This window comes from Cupriavidus sp. MPR-AND1C (genome assembly GCF_058809705.1).
The window spans coordinates 1-15,259 of record NZ_JBXASU010000057.1 but is presented as its reverse complement, the minus strand read 5'-3'; the positions used below and the strand labels follow the sequence as shown (position 1 = coordinate 15,259).

Here is a 15,259-nt window from a genome sequence, read left to right as displayed (position 1 = left end):
GATAGGCACGTCGAGCACGGTTTGGGTCGGGAATACAACGAAGCGCCCGAGCGCTCTTGGCGATCGGGCCCAGATGATAGCGCAGGCGGGTGACTTTTCGGACACGCCCCGGCGCGCTGCGCTGGCGGCGGGAGCGGCCTGGCCGGCCGCCCCGCCCTCTGTCACGCCACCTTGGGGAAATCGATCACCGTATCGTTGACGCGGTTGATCATATTGGTGAACAGGATCGCGCTGATGGCCTGGATGCTCTCGACGATCTGGCGATCGGTGTAGCCGGCTTCGCGCACATTGGCGACGACGCTGGCGGGTAACGTGCCGGAAGTCGTGACCACGGCCAGTGCGAAGCGGACCAGCGCGTCGATCTTGCTGTCTTGCGGGTATTCGCCGGCGCGCAGCTCTCGCGTTTGTTCGGCGGTATAGCCGGCCATCTTGCCGGTCATGGTGTGCGCGGCCACGCAATAGTCACAACCCGACGCTTCGCTGACGGCAAGGTTGATCGCTTCGAGCTCACGGGCGCTGAGCGTGGCGTTCTTGAGCAGCGCGCCGGTTTGCAGTGCGTGGGCCAGCACCTCGGGGGCATTGCTGCCGATCACCGCGTAAGCGTTGGGCACCTTGCCCACGGCGCCCTTGATGGCGGCGAACAGTTGGGCAGCCTGGCCGGTGGCTTCGGCGGGGTTGATAGTGTGAAGACGGGACATGACGGCACTCCTTTGCGGTTGGTTGATGGACCCGCGCTGTGTTTGTTGCGCTGCTTCCATGGACTGAAGTCTAGGCGCGCCAGATGCGACTTACCGCATATAATCGTCGCATTATCTTGCGCTATCGTCTCAACACATCGTATCCGTCTTGATGACTCCGTTCCCGCCATGGATAGCCTGACCGAACTTGTGCGCATGCTTTCACCCGCCGGCACCGTCGACCTGCACTGCCACTTCGCCGGCAACTGGCGGGTGGACAACGCGGCAGCGCCCGCCGGCCACCTGCCGTATCACATCATCCTGAAGGGGCAGGCGCGCGCGCTGGTGGCGCAGGAGGCCATCTCGCTCGCTGCGGGCGACGTGCTGCTGTTCCCGCATGGCAGCGCGCACACGCTGCGCAGCCTGCCCGAGGGGACCGATGGGGCCGAAGGGGCGCACCCCGCCATGCCGGCCCAGACCACGCGCTTCAATGGCCTGCTGACCGAGGTGACGATGCCCGGCGACGCGCATCCGCTGGACATGCTGTGCGGCACGTTCGTGCTGGGCCTGCCGGGCACGGTGCTGTTGCGCAACCTGCCACCGGTGCTGCGCGTGGCCACCGCGCAGCGCGCCGATTGCGCCTGGCTGCATGCGCTGATCGACATGATGCGCAACGAGGCGCAGGCGCCCGAGCCGGGTGGCGCGGCGGTCATCGGGCAGCTCTCCACCGCGTTGCTGACCCTGCTGTTGCGCGCGCTGATCGCGCAGGGCGGCGTCACGCATAGCCTGCTGGCGCTGATGGCCGATGCGCGGCTGTCCAAGGCGATCGATGCGGTACTGCGCGCGCCGGCCGAGCCGTGGTCGGTGGCGTCGCTGGCGGCGGTGTGCAATGTGTCGCGCGCCACGTTCGCACGGCGCTTCGCCCAGCTCAGCGGCGAGACGCCGTTGCAGTTCGTGACCACCTTGCGCATGGAAATGGCCGCCCGCCTGCTGACGCTGGACCGCGGCTCCGCGGCCAGCATCGGCGAGCAATGCGGCTATGCCTCCGAGGCCGCCTTCGGGCGCGCCTTCAAAGCGTACTTTGGCGTGGGGCCGGGCATGTTCCGGCATGCAGCGCGGGAGCGCCGCGCGGCCGCCGCCGCGCAGGCGGCCTCGGCGCGTCAGGCCGCGGCGCGCTGCGCCTCGTAGACCTGCAGGTGGCTATAGGCGATGCGCACCAGCGGCACCGCATGCCCCAGCCGCGCGGCACGCTGTGCCATGTCGCCGACGATGTCGTACGCCTCCAGGCGGGGCGCGCCCTGCGCGATATCGCGCATCATGGAGGCAGCCCAGGCCGAGTTCTCGTCCAGCAGGCGCGCGGCCACGGCCTGGGCCACCGGCTCGGGCAAGGCGTACCCGGACAAACGCGCCACCGCCGCGCATTCGTCCATGGCCTGCTGCATCAGCGCGCGGCCGTCCACCGTCCTGACGATCTGGCCAACGGCGCCACGCATCAGGCAGGTCATCAGCGCACCGGCCGAGATCATCACCCACTTGTTCCACAGCGCCTGGTCGATGGCTGGTGACAACTCGCGCGTGCCGGGCGTGCTGGCGGCAAGCGCATGGAAGGCCGCGGCCAGGTCCTGTGCCGACTCGGCACGCGCTCCCACGATGAGCCTGTCGACCGCGCCCTGATGCACCACCGCGCCAGCGGCGTCGAGCGTGGTGGCAATGTACGACACGCCGCCAAGCACCCTGTCGCGGCCGTAGCGCGCGTCCAGCGTCTCATACGCGCGCAGCCCGTTGACGAGCGGCAGGATTGCCGCGCGCTTGCCCCCGCTGGCAGAAAGCGCCGGGCCCAGCGCTGCCATCGCGCTGTCCAGGTCGTAGGTCTTGCATGCCAGCAGGACCAGGTCGTAATCTGCCTTGGCGTCCTCGGCCAGCACCGTCTTCACCGCGGCGCGGATATCGCCAAGCTCGCTGCGCACGGTCAGGCCATCTCTGGCCAGCGCTTCGGCGCGCCGTGGGCGCACCAGGAACGTGACATCCGCCCCCGCCTGCATCAGGCGCGCGCCGTAGTAGCCACCCATGGCGCCAGCGCCCAGGACCAGAATCTTCATGACGTTCCCCGCTTCGATGTCCTACTTGGTTAACAGTGACCAACAGTGACCAACAGTGCAAAGCGCCTACGACAGGTCCCCGGCGAGCACCACGCCGCCCGCCTCCCCGGTTTGCTCCGCGCCCCCCAGGAAGGCGGCGGCGGATGCCAGGCGCCGGCGCATGCCGTCCGCGGCGGCCGGGCCCGCCACCAGGGCATGCCGCTTGAAATTCAGCCGCTCGCCCGTGCCGGCATCCACCAGCACGGGATCGACCACCTTGCCGGTTTCCTTGTCGCGCAGTTCCACGCTGGGGCCTTCCGGCGCGAAGTGCTTGTTGCCCCAGGCCAGCATGGCCAGCAGCACGGGCAGGAAATCCCGCCCGCATTGGGTCAGCACATACTCGTAGCGCGGCGGCTTCTCCGAGTACTGCCGGCGCGCCAGCAGCCCCTCCTCCACCAGCGCGGTGAGGCGGCGCGTGAGCATATTGGGCGCGATGTCCAGGTTCTTCTGGAAGTCGTCGAAACGCCGCGCGCCGTAGAACGCCTCGCGCATCAGCAGCATGCTCCACCACTCGCCAACCCGTTCCAGCCCGCGGGCGATGGGGCATTGCATGTTCCTGAAGGTTTTTCTTTGCATGGTCGACGACTCCGCTTCGGCATCTTGATACTTTCAGCATGATAGCTGGATTGAAACGCCGCAATGCCGGCCTCACCGGTGCCGTCTAATCCAGGGCTTCGAGCGCCAGCGCAATGCCCTGCCCGCCCCCGATGCACAGCGTCACGACGCCCCGGCGTAGCCCATGCGCACGCATCGCATACAGCAGGCGTGTGGTGAGCACCGCCCCGGTCGCGCCGATGGGATGGCCATGCGCGATCGCGCCGCCCTCCACGTTGATGATGTCGAGCGGCAATCCGAGTTCGCCCGCCACGGCCAGGGGCACCGCCGCGAAGGCCTCATTGATCTCGATCCACTCGACATCGCCCAGCGCCCATTGCGCCCGCTGCAGCGCCTGGCGCACAGCGGGAACAGGCCCAAGGCCGAACAAGCCTGGCTCGACGGCGCCTACGCCATAGGCCACCAGCCGGGCCATCGGTGCCAGCCCGAGGCTCTCGGCCAGCGATCGTTCGGCGACCAGCATGGCGGCCGCGCCGCTATTGAGTCCCGGTGCATTGCCCGCGGTGATGGTGCCGTCCTTGCGAAACGCCGGACGCAGCTTGCTGAGAATCTCGAAGGTGGTATCCGGCCGGTTCGCTTCATCCACGTTGAACGTGGACGTGCCGCCCTTCGCCTTCACGGGCACACCGATGATCTGCTCCACAAAGCGGCCTTGCTCCTGCGCGCGGGCAAAGCGGCTTTGCGAGCGCTCTGCCCAGCGGTCCTGTTCGTCGCGGCCGATCTTGTTTCGGGTCACCAGGTCCTCGGTATGCCAGCCCGAGTGCTCGCCCGAGAAGGCGTCCACCAGGCCATCGCGCAGCATGCTGTCCTGCAGCGCCGCGTCGCCCATGCGGCTGCCCCAGCGGGCGGCGGGCATCAGGTACGGCGCCTGGTCCATGTTCTCCATGCCACCGGCAATCGCCACGTCGACATGGCCAAGCCAGATTTCATCGGCGGCACTGGCGATGGCCTGCGCGCCCGACCCGCACACGCGGTTGACCGTCATCGCCGGCAGCGAAACCGGCAGGCCCGCGCCAATGGCCGCCTGCCGGGCGGGATTCATCCTGTTGCCCGCCTGGATCACATTGCCGAACACCACGCTGCCGATCCGCTGCGGATCGACGCCGGAGCGGCGCACCGTCTCGCGGATGACCGCCGCGCCCAGTTCGGTTGCCGGCGTGGCCTTGAGCGAACCGTTATAGGCGCCGATGGCGGTGCGAACGGGGTGGCACAACACAACTTCCCTGGTTTTCATCACAAGCTCCTTGGGGTGGTGGACGAAGCCGGCCGCGTAGCGGCCGGCCATTGCGCTTGCGCATCGCCAGCCGCCGCGCCCGGCGGCGCGTTGCAGTAGCGGTTGTCGGCGCGGGCGCATCCCACGCCGGCGTCGCGCGGGCGCTCCGTGCCGGCGTGGACGGTTTGGGCCGCCAGGGCGGCAAACAGCGTGGCACAGGCCAGCGCGCTAGCTAAACGGGTGTTCATGATCCATCTCCCGGGTGTGGAAGGCCTCAATGCGCATCGGCCGATGGCGCCATGGGCGGGCCCGCCTTGCGCAGCAGCGGCACCATGGCGGTGGCGATGACAAAGCACACCATGATGACTAGGAAGGCATCGCCAAACGTCTGCGTCTGCGCCTCGCGCCAGGTCAGTGCCCACAGTTGCCTGAGCGCGGCGGACTGCGCATCGGCGAGGTCGTGCCCCAGCGCGGCCATATTGCTGCCCACCGCCTGCAGCAGCGCGCCCATGGCCTCGTTGCTGTCGTTCAGGTGCTCCGCCAGGCGCTGGAAATGCAGGTTGGTGCGGTCGTTCAGGATGGTCGCGCAGCTGGCGATGCCGATCGCGCCGCCCAGGTTGCGCATCAGGTTGAACAGCCCGGATGCCAGCTTGAGCCGCTCCGGCGCCAACGCCCCCAGCGTGAGCGTGACCGCCGGCGCCACCGCGAACTGCTGCGCCATGCCGCGGAACGCCTGCGGCAGCAACAGTTCCTGCGCGCCCCAGTCATGTGTGATCGGCGCGAACTGCCACATCGAGAAGGCGAAGCAGCCCAGCCCGAACATCATCAGCCAGCGCAGGTCCACCCGATTGGCGAAGAAGGCGTAGACGGGGATCGACATGACCTGGAACACGCCGGTTGAGAACACCGCCAGCCCGATCTGCAGCGCGCTGAAGCCGCGCACGCGGCCCAGGAACAGCGGCGTGAGATAGATGGTGGCGAAGATGCCCACGCCGGTCATGAACGAGAAGAAGCAGCCGAGTGCGAAGTTGCGGTCCTTGAGCGCGCGCAGGTCCACCACCGGCTGTGCGTAGGTCAGGCTGCGCCAGACAAAGCCGACACCCGCAATGCCCGAGATCCAGGCGGTGGTGCGAATCACGTCGTCGCCAAACCAGTCCCAGCGCGGGCCTTCTTCCAGCGTGTACTGCAGGCAGCCGAGGAATAGTGCCATCAGCGTCATGCCGAGATAGTCGGCGCCGCGCACCAGCGACCAGTTGGGCCGGTCCACGCGCACCAGCAGCGGCACCGCCACCGTGATGAAGATGCCCGGCACCAGGTTGATGAAGAACAACCAGTGCCAGGAGTAGTTGTCGGTGATCCAGCCGCCCACGGTGGGCCCGAGCGTGGGCGCCAGCGAGGCCAGGGCGCCGATGGTGGCCGCGGCGATCACGCGCTGCTTGCCGCCGAAGAAGGCGAAGGCCGTGGTAAACACCAGCGGAATCATCGAGCCGCCCAGGAAGCCCTGCATGGCGCGAAAGGCGATCATGCTCTGGATGTTCCAGGCGATGCCGCACAGCAGGCTGGTTAGCGTAAAGCCTGCCGCAGAAACAGCAAACAGCCAGCGCGTGGACATCACGCGCGACAGCCAGCCCGACAGTGGAATCACGATGATCTCGGCGATCAGGTAGCTGGTCTGCACCCACACGGTTTCATCGGTACCCGCCGACAGCCCGCCGCCGATGTCGCGCAGCGAGGCCGAGACGATCTGGATATCCAGCAAGGCGATGAACATGCCCACGCACATGGTGGCGAAGGCCAGCACCTTGGCGGCCGTGCTCATGGAGGCCGCGGAAAACGCCGGCGCAGACGGCTGCACGGGCACGGCTGGCTGCGTGGCCTGCCCCGGGCCGGCCAGGACGCTGCTGCTCATTGTTGCACCTGCGCGTCGGCGCGGGAATCGACTTGCGCCAGCACCGACAAGCCGGGCCGCAGCATGGCCAGCGCGGCCTCGTTGTCATCCAGCATGATGCGCACCGGCACACGCTGGACAATCTTGGTGAAGTTGCCGGTGGCGTTCTCTGGCGGCAGCACGCTGAACTGCGCCCCCGTGGCCGGCGCCAGGCTGAGTACGCGGCCGTGGAACACGCGGCCGGGCAGCACGTCGGCCTCCACCGTGGCACGCATGCCCGGGCGCAGATGCGCAAGCTGGCCTTCCTTGAAATTCGCATCGACCCACAGGCCGCGCGCCGGCACCACCGACAGCAGTTGCGCACCGCCCGCGGCGTAGGCGCCCACGCGGGCGCGGCGGTTGCCAATGGTGCCATCGATGGGCGCGCGCAGCTCCGTGTAGCCCAGGTTCAATCTGGCGATGTCGCGCTCGGCAACGGCTTGCGCAAGCGCCGCCTGCGCTTGCAGCTTCTGCGTTGCGATCACGTCGACCTGGCGCTGCGCGGCGAGCAGGCTGGCCTGCGCTTTCTGCGTGTTGGCGAGAGCTTGCTTGTAGTCCGAGTCGGCCTTTTGCGCGCTCTGGACCGATACCGCCGATTTGGCCGCCAGGCTCTGGTAACGAGCCTGGTCGTCACGCGAGCGCAGGGTGTCGGCATTCACCGCGGTGACTGCCGCCCGCGCCTGGCCGATCACGGCTTCCTGCAAGGAGCGGGTGGCGTCCAGGTTGGCCAGCAGCGCCTGCTGGGCGGCCACCGCCCCTTCCGCCTTGGCCAGCGCGGCGCGGTAGTCACGGTCATCGATGCGGGCCAGCAAGTCGCCGGCGTGCACCTGCTGGTTGTCGGTCACCAGCACCTGCGCCAGGTAGCCCGGCACCTTCGGCGCAATCACCGTGACTTCTCCGCCGACATAAGCATCGTCGGTGCTTTCCAGGAAACGGCCGTGCGTCCACCAGTGCTGACCGTAGGCGGCGGCGCCAAGGCCGGCGGCGATGAACACGCCGGTCATGATCAGCCGCTTGCGGCTGATGCGGGGCTTGCTGGTAACGGGGATGGGCGCCGGGCCTGCGCGCTCGGCGGTGATGTCGCTTGTCATGAAGCTTCCTCTGGTTTTCGCTCTAACTTTTGCTTTGACGTTTGCCTCAGCGCGCTAACGCTGCCGTGCTTTCACGTATGGACTGTTGCCTGCGGGACATCGGGGATGTGGGCCGCGCGTGCGCGCGCCGCCTTTTCGAGCTTGGCGCGGACGCCCTCGCTGGCCGCCGGGCCGGCCACGACCATGGGATCGTCATCGGTAATCGGATGCCCGGTCTGCGCATCCACCAGGATCGGGATAACGGTGGCGCCGGTCTGGCGGTCCACCAGCAACAAGCTCTCGCCCTCCGGCGAGAAGTGGCGGTTGCCCCAGGCCAGCAGCGCCAGCATCACCGGGCGGAATTCGCGGCCCCGGGCAGTCAGCAGGTACTCGAAACGCGGCGGCCGCTCGCAGTACTGGCGCCGCGCAAGCAGGCCCTCGCGCACCAGGGTCTCGAGGCGGCGCGCCAGCATGTTGGGCGCAATGCCCAACTGCTTCTGGAATTCATCGAAGCGGCTGTTGCCATAGAACGCCTCCCGCAGGATCAGGATGCTCCACGGCTCACCCACCCGCGCCAGGCTGCGGGCAATGGGGCAAGGCGCGTTGTCGAGCGGCTTTTTCTGCATGTCCGCCACCTCCGGGAATCATGTTGCTAGCAAGATGAAAGTTAGTATAGAGTTGTAAATATCATCATGCAAGTAACTTGTTGAAGAAAGCCAGTGGGGCGGCGATCAAGCCGCTTCCTGATTTCCCTGAATCCCCGAATCCCTGAATCCCTGAAGGAGATGGACATGAGCCGTACCCCGCCCCGCCCCGGACTCGCGCCTGAACAGCCGCAGCCGCACCAGCACCTGCGCCGGCACGCGGCGCGGGCCACCGCGCTCGCCGCGGCAGCGCTGACGGCGCTGGGCCTGGCGGCTTGCGCCGCGGTAGGCCCGGACTACAAGGCGCCCGCGGCCGACACCGCAGCCAGCTACCCGCATGCCGATGCGCTGGCCGCACGCGCCACGCCCCAACCAGCGCCAGCGCTGGATACCTGGTGGACGGGATTCAACGATCCCGCGCTCACGCGCATCGTCCAGCGCGCGCTGGACCAGAACCTGGACCTGGCCGCCGCGTTCGCCCGCGTGCAGCAGGCGCGGGCCGCTGCCGCCGAGGCCGGTGCGCAACTGCTGCCCCAAGGCAGTTTGTCGGCGCAGGCGGCCAAGGTGCATCAGTCGCTGGAAAGCCCGCTAGGCAAGATCGCGAGCAAGTTCCCCGGCTACGACCGCAATGCCGCGCTCTACGATGTGGGCGCGGGCGCGAGCTGGGAGATCGACCTGTCCGGCGGCCTGCGGCGTGGCGCAGAGGCGGCCGACGCCGAGGCGCAGGCCGCGCAGGCCGACCAGCTTGGCGTGCGCATCTCGGTTGCGGCCGAGGCCGCCGATGCCTACTTGCGCGTACGCGGCGCGCAGCAGCGCATTGCCATTGCGCAGGAGCAGGTGACGAACAACGGCCAGCTGCTGGACCTGGTGCAATTGCGCTTGCGCGACGGGCTCGCATCCAGCCGCGAGGTAGCCCAGGCGCAAGCGCTGGTGGCGCAGGCGCGCGTCACCATTCCACCGTTGCGGATCGAGCTGCAAACCCAGTTGAACCGGTTAGATGTGCTGATGGGCGCGCAGCCGGGTACCTACGCGGCCGAGCTTGGCCCCCTGCCGAACGGCGTGGCCGTGCCAGCCATCTCCGTGGCCCAGGGTCCCGCCGACCTGTTGCGCCGCCGCCCCGACGTGATCGCGGCCGAGCGCAGGCTGGCCGCCAGCAGCGCGCGCATCGGCGCGGCCACCGCCGAGTACTACCCCAAGCTGTCCTTGTCCGCGCTGCTCGGCTTTGAGAGCCTGAGCGGCGCCAAGCTGTTTTCCGCAGCCGCGTTCCAGCCGGTCGCGGCAGCGGGCTTGCGCTGGCGCCTGTTCGACTTCGGCCGCGTGGATGCCGAGGTGGCGCAAGCCAAGGGCGCCAACGCCGAGGCGCTGGTCAACTACCGCAAGGCCATGCTGCGCGCCACCGAAGACGTGGAGAACGCCATCGTCACGCTGACCGAGCTGGAGTCGCAAGGCAAGGAGCTGAGCACCGAGATCGACGCCCACGAACGCGCGCGCGGCGCCTCCGAAGATGCGTACAAGGGCGGTGCCGTCAGCCTGTTCGAGGTGTTGGATGAGGAACGCCAGTTGCTGGCCGCGCGCGACCAGCAGGCCCGCGTGCACGCCGACAACGCGCGCGCCGCGGTGGCGACGTTCCGGGCGCTGGGCGGCGGGTGGTGATCGGATCAGGCTACGCCTGGCGTGGGAATCCCTTCCGGCGGCAGGGTGCAGACGTCCACCGATGCTAGCGGCGGGCCCAAAGTGCATCGCCTCGCCCAAGTGATCGGCCGCGCCTTGCGCATGCAGCCTGGGCACTTCGCCGGCAGCACTCGCCGCACCACTGTCGTGCACCTGCACTCGCCAGCGACATAGGCCGCGCCCAACTGGTGCGCGCCCAGCCCGGGCCAAGGCTGTTTTGTGTACAAAATCTGCACATCACGCTTGTATATCAGTCTGGCATACCTCTTGCGTCTGAGGCTGGCATGACTTTCGCCGCCCCCTCCATGCCAGCCTTCTGCGATGCCGCCGGCCCCGCCCGCGGCAGCACTTCGGCCGAGATTGCCGAGCGCATCACGCAATCGATCCTGGCCCAGCGCCTGGGCCCCGGCACGCGGCTGGGCGAGCAGGCGCTGGCCGGGCTGTTCGACGTCAGCCGCACGCTGGTGCGCGAAGCCCTGACGCGGCTGGCCGCGCGCGGCATCGTCACGGTGTCGGCGCGGCGCGGCTGGTTTGTGATCGAGCCGTCGCGGCAGGAAGCCCGCCAGGCGTTTGCCGCCCGGCGTGCGATCGAGCTTGGCTTGCTGCGCTATGCGGCGCCGGTCTCCGCCGCCGCCATCGGCCGGTTGCAGGAGCACGTGGCACAGGAGCAGCGCGCGCTGAGCGCCGACGACGCCGCCGTGCGCAGCTACCTGCTGGGCGACTTCCATGTATGCCTGGCCGAATGCGTGGGCAATGTGCTGCTGGCCGACACGCTGCGCGACCTGACGGCGCGCACCACGCTGATTGCCATGCGCTACCAGTCCAGTCACCAGGCCAGCGAGTCCTGCGCCGAGCATGTGCTGATCGTGGCAGCGCTAGCCGCTGGCGATACCGAGCGCGCCATCGCGCTGATGGACGCCCACTTGTGCCACGTCGAGGCCGGCCTGAGCGCCGCCACGCCGGCGGCCCCGCCGGATCCGCTGCGCCAGGCGCTGAGCCCGCTGGGTCATGCGGCCTGAGCGCGCGGGCAACCGGTAGATAGCAACGACCTGTTTCTTCTATTTCGCTATTTCGAATCTTTGAATTTCCACCCAACGGCAAGCTAGCAAGGACCCTTATGAAGCTCTCCAAACTCCTCCTCGGCCTCGGTGCCGCCGCCCTCGCCTTCACAATGCAAACCGCCGGTGCCGAAGCGCTGGACGATGTGGTCAAGGCCGGCGTGCTCAAGGTCGCGGTGCCGCAGGACTTTCCGCCGTTCGGCTCGGTCAACGCCGAGATGAAGCCCCAGGGGCTGGACATCGACGTGGCGGCGCTGATTGCCAGGAAGATGGGCGTGAAGCTGGAACTGGTGCCCGTGACCAGCACCAACCGCGTGCCCTACCTGCAGACCAGGAAGGTGGACCTGGTGATCTCCAGCATGGGCAAGAACGCCGAGCGCGAGAAGGCCATCGATTTCAGCGAGGCTTACGCGCCGTTCTATAACGGCGTGTTTGGCCCGGCCGACCAGAAAGTGACCGGTGCCGCCGAACTGGCCGGCAAGACCATCGGCGTGACGCGCGGCGCGGTGGAGGACCTGGAGCTGAGCAAGATCGCCCCGGCGACGGCCACCATCAAGCGCTACGAAGACAACAACGGCACCATCAGTGCGTTCCTGTCCGGCCAGGTGCAACTGGTGGCGACGGGCAACGTGGTGGCAGCCGCCATCCTCGCCAAGAACCCGCCCAAGAATCCGGAGCCGAAGTTCCTGATCAAGAACTCGCCCTGCTTCATCGGCCTGAACAAGGGCGAGCCCAAGCTGCAGGCCAAGGTCAACGCCATCCTGGCGGAAGTGAAAAAGGACGGCGAGCTCAATGCGATCACGGTGAAGTGGCTGGGTATGCCGCTGCCGGCCACGCTTTGATACGTTGATGCGTTGATGCGTTGATGCGTTGATGTGTTGATGTGTTGATGCACTAATGGCCCAAGCCACGGGAAGCCGTGCCCGGCGGGCAGCCGCCGCGGCATGGCGTACTGCGCCAGTTCCGCGCTCATGAGCGCCCCGACCGGGCGCCTCCACCGATCGCTACCGCATGTCCTACCAATTCGATTTCCTTTCGGCCTTCGATTACGCCGGCGTGTTCGCGCACGGCGTCAGAGTCACGGCCGAACTCACCGCCATGGGCGGCGTGCTGGGGGTGACCCTCGGCATCGCCTGCGCCTGGGCGCGCACCCAGGGCCCGGCCTGGCTGGCGGCCGTCGCGGGCGGCTATGTGGAGCTGATCCGCAATACGCCGTTCCTGATCCAGCTGTTCTTTATCTTCTTCGGCCTGCCCAGCGCGGGCGTGCAACTGGGAGAAATGCAGGCTGCCATCCTGGCCATGGTGATCAACCTTGGCGCCTACAGCGCGGAGATCGTGCGCGCGGGCATCGCGGCCGTGCCGCGCGGCCAGCTTGAAGCAGGCGCCAGCCTGGCGATGTCGCCCTTCCAGGTGTTTCGCCACGTGGTGCTGCGCCCCGCCCTGCAGAAGATCTGGCCGGCGCTGTCCAGCCAGGTGGTGATCGTCATGCTGGGCTCGGCGGTGTGCTCGCAGATCGCGGTCGAGGACCTGACCTTTGCCGCCAACTTCGTCCAGGGCCGGAATTTCCGTGCGTTCGAGGTCTACCTGCTGACCACCGCCATCTACCTGCTGCTTGCCATCGGCCTGCGCCAGGTGCTGCGCGGCATTGGCGGCACGCTGCTGCGGAGGGCGTCATGACCGATTTTTCAACCTGGGACATCCTGCGCAACCTGCTGATGGCGGTGCGCTGGACCGTGGTGCTGTCGCTGGTGGCCTTTGCCGGCGGTGCCGTCATCGGGCTGCTGGTGCTGCTGATGCGCATCAGCCGGCGCGCGCCGGCGCGCCGCGCGGCGTGGGCCTTTATCGAAGTGTTCCAGGGCACGCCGCTGCTGATGCAGCTGTTCCTGGCCTTCTTCGGCCTGGCGCTGTTCGGCGTGGAGATCCCGGCCTGGCTGGCCGCTGGCCTGGCATTGTCGCTGTGGTCCGGCGCCTACCTGGCGGAGATCTGGCGCGGCTGCGTCGAGGCCATCCCCAAGGGCCAGTGGGAAGCCGCCGGCTGCCTTTCGCTGGGCCACCTGCAGCAGATGCGCTACGTGATCCTGCCGCAGGCGCTGCGCATTGCCATTGCGCCCACGGTGGGGTTCGTGGTGCAGATCATCAAGGGCACGGCGCTGGCGTCCATCATCGGCTTTGTCGAGCTGTCCAAGGCGGGCACTGTCATTACCAACGCCACCTTCAGCCCCTTTACCGTCTACGCGCTGGTCGCGCTGATCTACTTTGCGCTGTGCTGGCCGCTATCCCGCTACAGCCGTTACCTGGAAAGGAAGCTCAATGTCGCTCATCGCCATTGAAAACGTAAAGAAGCGCTTCGGCGCCAACGAAGTGCTCAAGGGCATCGACCTGAAGGTGGAGGCCGGCGAGGTGATTGCCATCATCGGCAAGAGCGGCTCGGGCAAGAGCACCTTGCTGCGCTGTATCAACGGCCTGGAGAGCATCGACGAAGGCAATATCACCGTGGCAGGCGCCAAGCTCGGCAGCAGCGAGCTGGAGCTGCGCGCGCTGCGGCGCAAGGTCGGCATGATCTTCCAGCAGTTCAACCTGTTCCCGCACCTGAGCGCGGGACGCAACGTGATGCTGGCGCCCACCGTGGCGGCCGGCGTCAAAGAGCCGGAAGCATTGACCCGCGCGCGCGAGTGCCTGGCCAAGGTAGCACTGGGGGAGAAGTTCGACAGCTATCCCGACCAGCTCTCCGGCGGGCAGCAGCAGCGGGTTGCGATCGCGCGCGCGCTGGCCATGCAGCCACGGGCCCTGCTATGCGACGAGATTACCTCGGCGCTGGACCCGGAGCTGGTGGTGGAGGTGCTCAACGTGGTGCGCCAGCTGGCCCGCGAGGGCATGACGCTGCTGATGGTGACGCACGAAATGCGCTTTGCGCGCGAAGTGTGCAATCGGGTGGTGTTCATGCATCAGGGGCGCGTGCACGAGATCGGGCCGCCGGAGCAGTTGTTCAGCAATCCGGCTACGCCGGAGCTGCAGCAGTTCCTGGGGATGGCGGCCTGAGCTGGCCTGCTGACAAACCAGAGGCATTCGCCGAAGCCGCAGAATGGGCCAGAGCCGCGCAAGATGACGACGGCTGTCTCTCCCTCTCCCCTCAGGGCTGAGGTTTGCCCACATTGATGAGCGACTGACGGTTTTCCCTACACGTATCATCAGGCAGCTATTCATCTTGATGGAATATCCGATACATCGTAACTATTCAGCAGGGATTGGCGAAGGCGGACAGCCGGAGAAGTTGCGGATCAAGGCCGAAAAGAGTTTGCGTCGCTGCTTTCGCAGTGTGGCGAGATAGGAGCGGATGGTGCAGAAGGCTTGGAAGCCCTGCGCGACGCGCAAGCCGCCCGATATCTTCTGTTTGAGCTTGGGCAAGCGGATATCGCGTTCGGCTTGGTTGTTGTCGAACGGCACGCGATGATCGGCAATGAAGCGCCATACCTGGTCCGCATAGCGTCGCAGGCGAGCCAGTAAGTTGCAGGCAAAGGACTGCTTGGTCTTGCCGCGCGGGTCCAGGGCCGGATCGCGTGCCTGCGGTGGATTCTCCCGCTGTCCCCGCGCGACGAGTTGACGCGCGCGGCGCCGATGAGGGGTGCAGGGCATCCCGCAGGAACTTAGAACGCTTCCACATCCTCAATGGTGCAGCATGCCGGCTCGCGCCTGAGCACCCACGGTGGGCTGAATGAATTGAGCGGTAGCCGCTTTTCTGATCGTTTCATGGCCGCCCTCATCGCCCGATTTCTCATCGAATTTCGTACTTGTCCGATTGCGGCATAGCGTTTCTCGCTGCAGGATACCGTCCTGGTATCTATGAAAATCACTGGCGGATCGGTGCGCCAGCACCGGCGCAAGGTACATCAGGTTCAAGCCACATCGCCTTGCGGATCTTGCTACAGATTCACTGTTTGTTGAAAGCTTGGCATCTGCACGCCTATGGCGGGCCGGATGGGGCAGCCGCAAGGCTAGCCGATTTGGCGACATGCTTGTTCGCTGCGCCATCCAGCATCTCTGTCATTTTCGCATTGCTCCGAATTGTCTGGGATCAATTCCGGAATAGTCTCATAGACGTCCCGTTTCCAGGTCGATAGGCTTGTGAAGCTAAATTCATCGGAGTAGCGGATTTTTTCGGGAGGCAGCCGCATCGAAGGCGTGACCAATGCGGACGGGGAGACTGCGCTCAAGCTGGCCGAGTTCGGCGAAACCGTAAAGATTGAAA

The 15,259-nt window shown here is 67.0% G+C and carries 17 protein-coding genes; 7 read left to right on the top strand and 10 right to left on the bottom strand.

Going from position 1 to position 15,259, the window contains the following annotated elements; all coding sequences use genetic code 11:
• Positions 1 to 161: 161 nt before the first annotated feature.
• Positions 162 to 698, bottom strand: coding sequence for a carboxymuconolactone decarboxylase family protein (locus tag AC1RWI_RS25590; protein ID WP_492869582.1), 537 nt, complete (start codon positions 696 to 698; stop codon positions 162 to 164).
• 168 nt (positions 699 to 866) lie between these two features.
• Here AC1RWI_RS25590 and AC1RWI_RS25585 point away from each other — a divergent pair, with 168 nt between their 5' ends.
• Complete coding sequence (locus tag AC1RWI_RS25585) at positions 867 to 1,865, top strand: AraC family transcriptional regulator (protein WP_492869580.1); 999 nt, start codon at positions 867 to 869, stop codon at positions 1,863 to 1,865.
• Here AC1RWI_RS25585 and AC1RWI_RS25580 read toward each other — a convergent pair.
• The 7 genes from AC1RWI_RS25580 to AC1RWI_RS25550 all read right to left on the bottom strand — a co-directional run bounded on the left by AC1RWI_RS25580 (position 1,838) and on the right by AC1RWI_RS25550 (position 8,266).
• Positions 1,838 to 2,776, bottom strand: coding sequence for a 2-dehydropantoate 2-reductase (locus tag AC1RWI_RS25580; protein WP_492869578.1), 939 nt, complete (start codon positions 2,774 to 2,776; stop codon positions 1,838 to 1,840). The two genes, AC1RWI_RS25585 and AC1RWI_RS25580, sit on opposite strands and share 28 nt — an antisense overlap.
• Positions 2,777 to 2,842: 66 nt before the next feature.
• Positions 2,843 to 3,391, bottom strand: a complete 549-nt coding sequence (locus AC1RWI_RS25575; protein WP_492869576.1) for a winged helix-turn-helix transcriptional regulator — start codon at positions 3,389 to 3,391, stop codon at positions 2,843 to 2,845.
• A gap of 85 nt (positions 3,392 to 3,476) precedes the next feature.
• On the bottom strand, positions 3,477 to 4,664 hold the full coding sequence (locus AC1RWI_RS25570) for a thiolase family protein (protein WP_492869574.1): 1,188 nt from the start codon (positions 4,662 to 4,664) through the stop codon (positions 3,477 to 3,479).
• The gene (locus tag AC1RWI_RS25565; protein WP_492869572.1) at positions 4,664 to 4,891 is read right to left on the bottom strand and encodes a hypothetical protein; all 228 of its coding nucleotides are present in this window, start codon (positions 4,889 to 4,891) and stop codon (positions 4,664 to 4,666) included. The genes AC1RWI_RS25570 and AC1RWI_RS25565 overlap by 1 nt, the downstream gene beginning before the upstream one ends.
• A 26-nt stretch (positions 4,892 to 4,917) precedes the next feature.
• A complete protein-coding gene (locus tag AC1RWI_RS25560; RefSeq protein WP_492869570.1) occupies positions 4,918 to 6,552 on the bottom strand; it encodes a DHA2 family efflux MFS transporter permease subunit in 1,635 nt (544 codons plus the stop codon).
• Complete coding sequence (locus AC1RWI_RS25555) at positions 6,549 to 7,661, bottom strand: HlyD family secretion protein (RefSeq protein WP_492869567.1); 1,113 nt, start codon at positions 7,659 to 7,661, stop codon at positions 6,549 to 6,551. The genes AC1RWI_RS25560 and AC1RWI_RS25555 overlap by 4 nt, the downstream gene beginning before the upstream one ends.
• 71 nt (positions 7,662 to 7,732) lie before the next feature.
• Positions 7,733 to 8,266, bottom strand: coding sequence for a winged helix-turn-helix transcriptional regulator (locus tag AC1RWI_RS25550; protein WP_492869565.1), 534 nt, complete (start codon positions 8,264 to 8,266; stop codon positions 7,733 to 7,735).
• 165 nt (positions 8,267 to 8,431) lie between these two features.
• Between AC1RWI_RS25550 and AC1RWI_RS25545 the strand changes: the two genes are divergently transcribed.
• From AC1RWI_RS25545 to AC1RWI_RS25520, 6 genes are all read left to right on the top strand, one after another.
• Entirely contained in the window at positions 8,432 to 9,937 is a 1,506-nt protein-coding gene (locus tag AC1RWI_RS25545) for an efflux transporter outer membrane subunit (RefSeq protein ID WP_492869563.1), read from the top strand.
• 302 nt (positions 9,938 to 10,239) lie between these two features.
• Positions 10,240 to 10,974: a GntR family transcriptional regulator gene (locus AC1RWI_RS25540; RefSeq protein WP_492869561.1), complete on the top strand. Its 735-nt coding sequence runs from the start codon at positions 10,240 to 10,242 to the stop codon at positions 10,972 to 10,974.
• 98 nt (positions 10,975 to 11,072) lie between these two features.
• Complete coding sequence (locus AC1RWI_RS25535; RefSeq protein ID WP_492869559.1) at positions 11,073 to 11,855, top strand: transporter substrate-binding domain-containing protein; 783 nt, start codon at positions 11,073 to 11,075, stop codon at positions 11,853 to 11,855.
• Positions 11,856 to 12,024: 169 nt separating this feature from the next.
• The gene (locus tag AC1RWI_RS25530; RefSeq protein ID WP_043354552.1) at positions 12,025 to 12,690 is read left to right on the top strand and encodes an amino acid ABC transporter permease; all 666 of its coding nucleotides are present in this window, start codon (positions 12,025 to 12,027) and stop codon (positions 12,688 to 12,690) included.
• Positions 12,687 to 13,343 carry an amino acid ABC transporter permease gene (locus AC1RWI_RS25525; protein WP_043354550.1) on the top strand — a complete coding sequence of 219 codons (657 nt, stop codon included), beginning with the start codon at positions 12,687 to 12,689 and terminating at the stop codon, positions 13,341 to 13,343. The genes AC1RWI_RS25530 and AC1RWI_RS25525 overlap by 4 nt, the downstream gene beginning before the upstream one ends.
• Positions 13,324 to 14,052, top strand: coding sequence for an amino acid ABC transporter ATP-binding protein (locus tag AC1RWI_RS25520; RefSeq protein WP_492869556.1), 729 nt, complete (start codon positions 13,324 to 13,326; stop codon positions 14,050 to 14,052). Before AC1RWI_RS25525 ends, AC1RWI_RS25520 begins: the two co-directional genes overlap by 20 nt.
• Before the next feature lie 192 nt (positions 14,053 to 14,244).
• Here the strand turns inward: AC1RWI_RS25520 and AC1RWI_RS25515 are convergent, their stop codons facing one another.
• Complete coding sequence (locus AC1RWI_RS25515; protein ID WP_052494998.1) at positions 14,245 to 14,646, bottom strand: IS66 family transposase; 402 nt, start codon at positions 14,644 to 14,646, stop codon at positions 14,245 to 14,247.
• A gap of 30 nt (positions 14,647 to 14,676) precedes the next feature.
• Complete coding sequence (locus AC1RWI_RS25510; RefSeq protein WP_492869554.1) at positions 14,677 to 14,910, bottom strand: hypothetical protein; 234 nt, start codon at positions 14,908 to 14,910, stop codon at positions 14,677 to 14,679.
• Positions 14,911 to 15,259: the final 349 nt, after the last annotated feature.

Excerpts from the sequence above, each read along its gene's own strand:
- AC1RWI_RS25590 (WP_492869582.1), bottom strand. The coding sequence starts at position 698 with ATGTCCCGTCTTCACACTATCAACCCCGCCGAAGCCACCGGCCAGGCT.
- AC1RWI_RS25570 (WP_492869574.1), bottom strand. The coding sequence starts at position 4,664 with ATGAAAACCAGGGAAGTTGTGTTGTGCCACCCCGTTCGCACCGCCATC.
- AC1RWI_RS25525 (WP_043354550.1), top strand. The coding sequence starts at position 12,687 with ATGACCGATTTTTCAACCTGGGACATCCTGCGCAACCTGCTGATGGCG.
- AC1RWI_RS25575 (WP_492869576.1), bottom strand. The coding sequence starts at position 3,391 with ATGCAAAGAAAAACCTTCAGGAACATGCAATGCCCCATCGCCCGCGGG.
- AC1RWI_RS25540 (WP_492869561.1), top strand. The coding sequence starts at position 10,240 with ATGACTTTCGCCGCCCCCTCCATGCCAGCCTTCTGCGATGCCGCCGGC.
- AC1RWI_RS25580 (WP_492869578.1), bottom strand. The coding sequence starts at position 2,776 with ATGAAGATTCTGGTCCTGGGCGCTGGCGCCATGGGTGGCTACTACGGC.
- AC1RWI_RS25565 (WP_492869572.1), bottom strand. The coding sequence starts at position 4,891 with ATGAACACCCGTTTAGCTAGCGCGCTGGCCTGTGCCACGCTGTTTGCC.
- AC1RWI_RS25520 (WP_492869556.1), top strand. The coding sequence starts at position 13,324 with ATGTCGCTCATCGCCATTGAAAACGTAAAGAAGCGCTTCGGCGCCAAC.
- AC1RWI_RS25530 (WP_043354552.1), top strand. The coding sequence starts at position 12,025 with ATGTCCTACCAATTCGATTTCCTTTCGGCCTTCGATTACGCCGGCGTG.
- AC1RWI_RS25515 (WP_052494998.1), bottom strand. The coding sequence starts at position 14,646 with ATGCCCTGCACCCCTCATCGGCGCCGCGCGCGTCAACTCGTCGCGCGG.
- AC1RWI_RS25535 (WP_492869559.1), top strand. The coding sequence starts at position 11,073 with ATGAAGCTCTCCAAACTCCTCCTCGGCCTCGGTGCCGCCGCCCTCGCC.
- AC1RWI_RS25545 (WP_492869563.1), top strand. The coding sequence starts at position 8,432 with ATGAGCCGTACCCCGCCCCGCCCCGGACTCGCGCCTGAACAGCCGCAG.
- AC1RWI_RS25550 (WP_492869565.1), bottom strand. The coding sequence starts at position 8,266 with ATGCAGAAAAAGCCGCTCGACAACGCGCCTTGCCCCATTGCCCGCAGC.
- AC1RWI_RS25585 (WP_492869580.1), top strand. The coding sequence starts at position 867 with ATGGATAGCCTGACCGAACTTGTGCGCATGCTTTCACCCGCCGGCACC.
- AC1RWI_RS25560 (WP_492869570.1), bottom strand. The coding sequence starts at position 6,552 with ATGAGCAGCAGCGTCCTGGCCGGCCCGGGGCAGGCCACGCAGCCAGCC.
- AC1RWI_RS25555 (WP_492869567.1), bottom strand. The coding sequence starts at position 7,661 with ATGACAAGCGACATCACCGCCGAGCGCGCAGGCCCGGCGCCCATCCCC.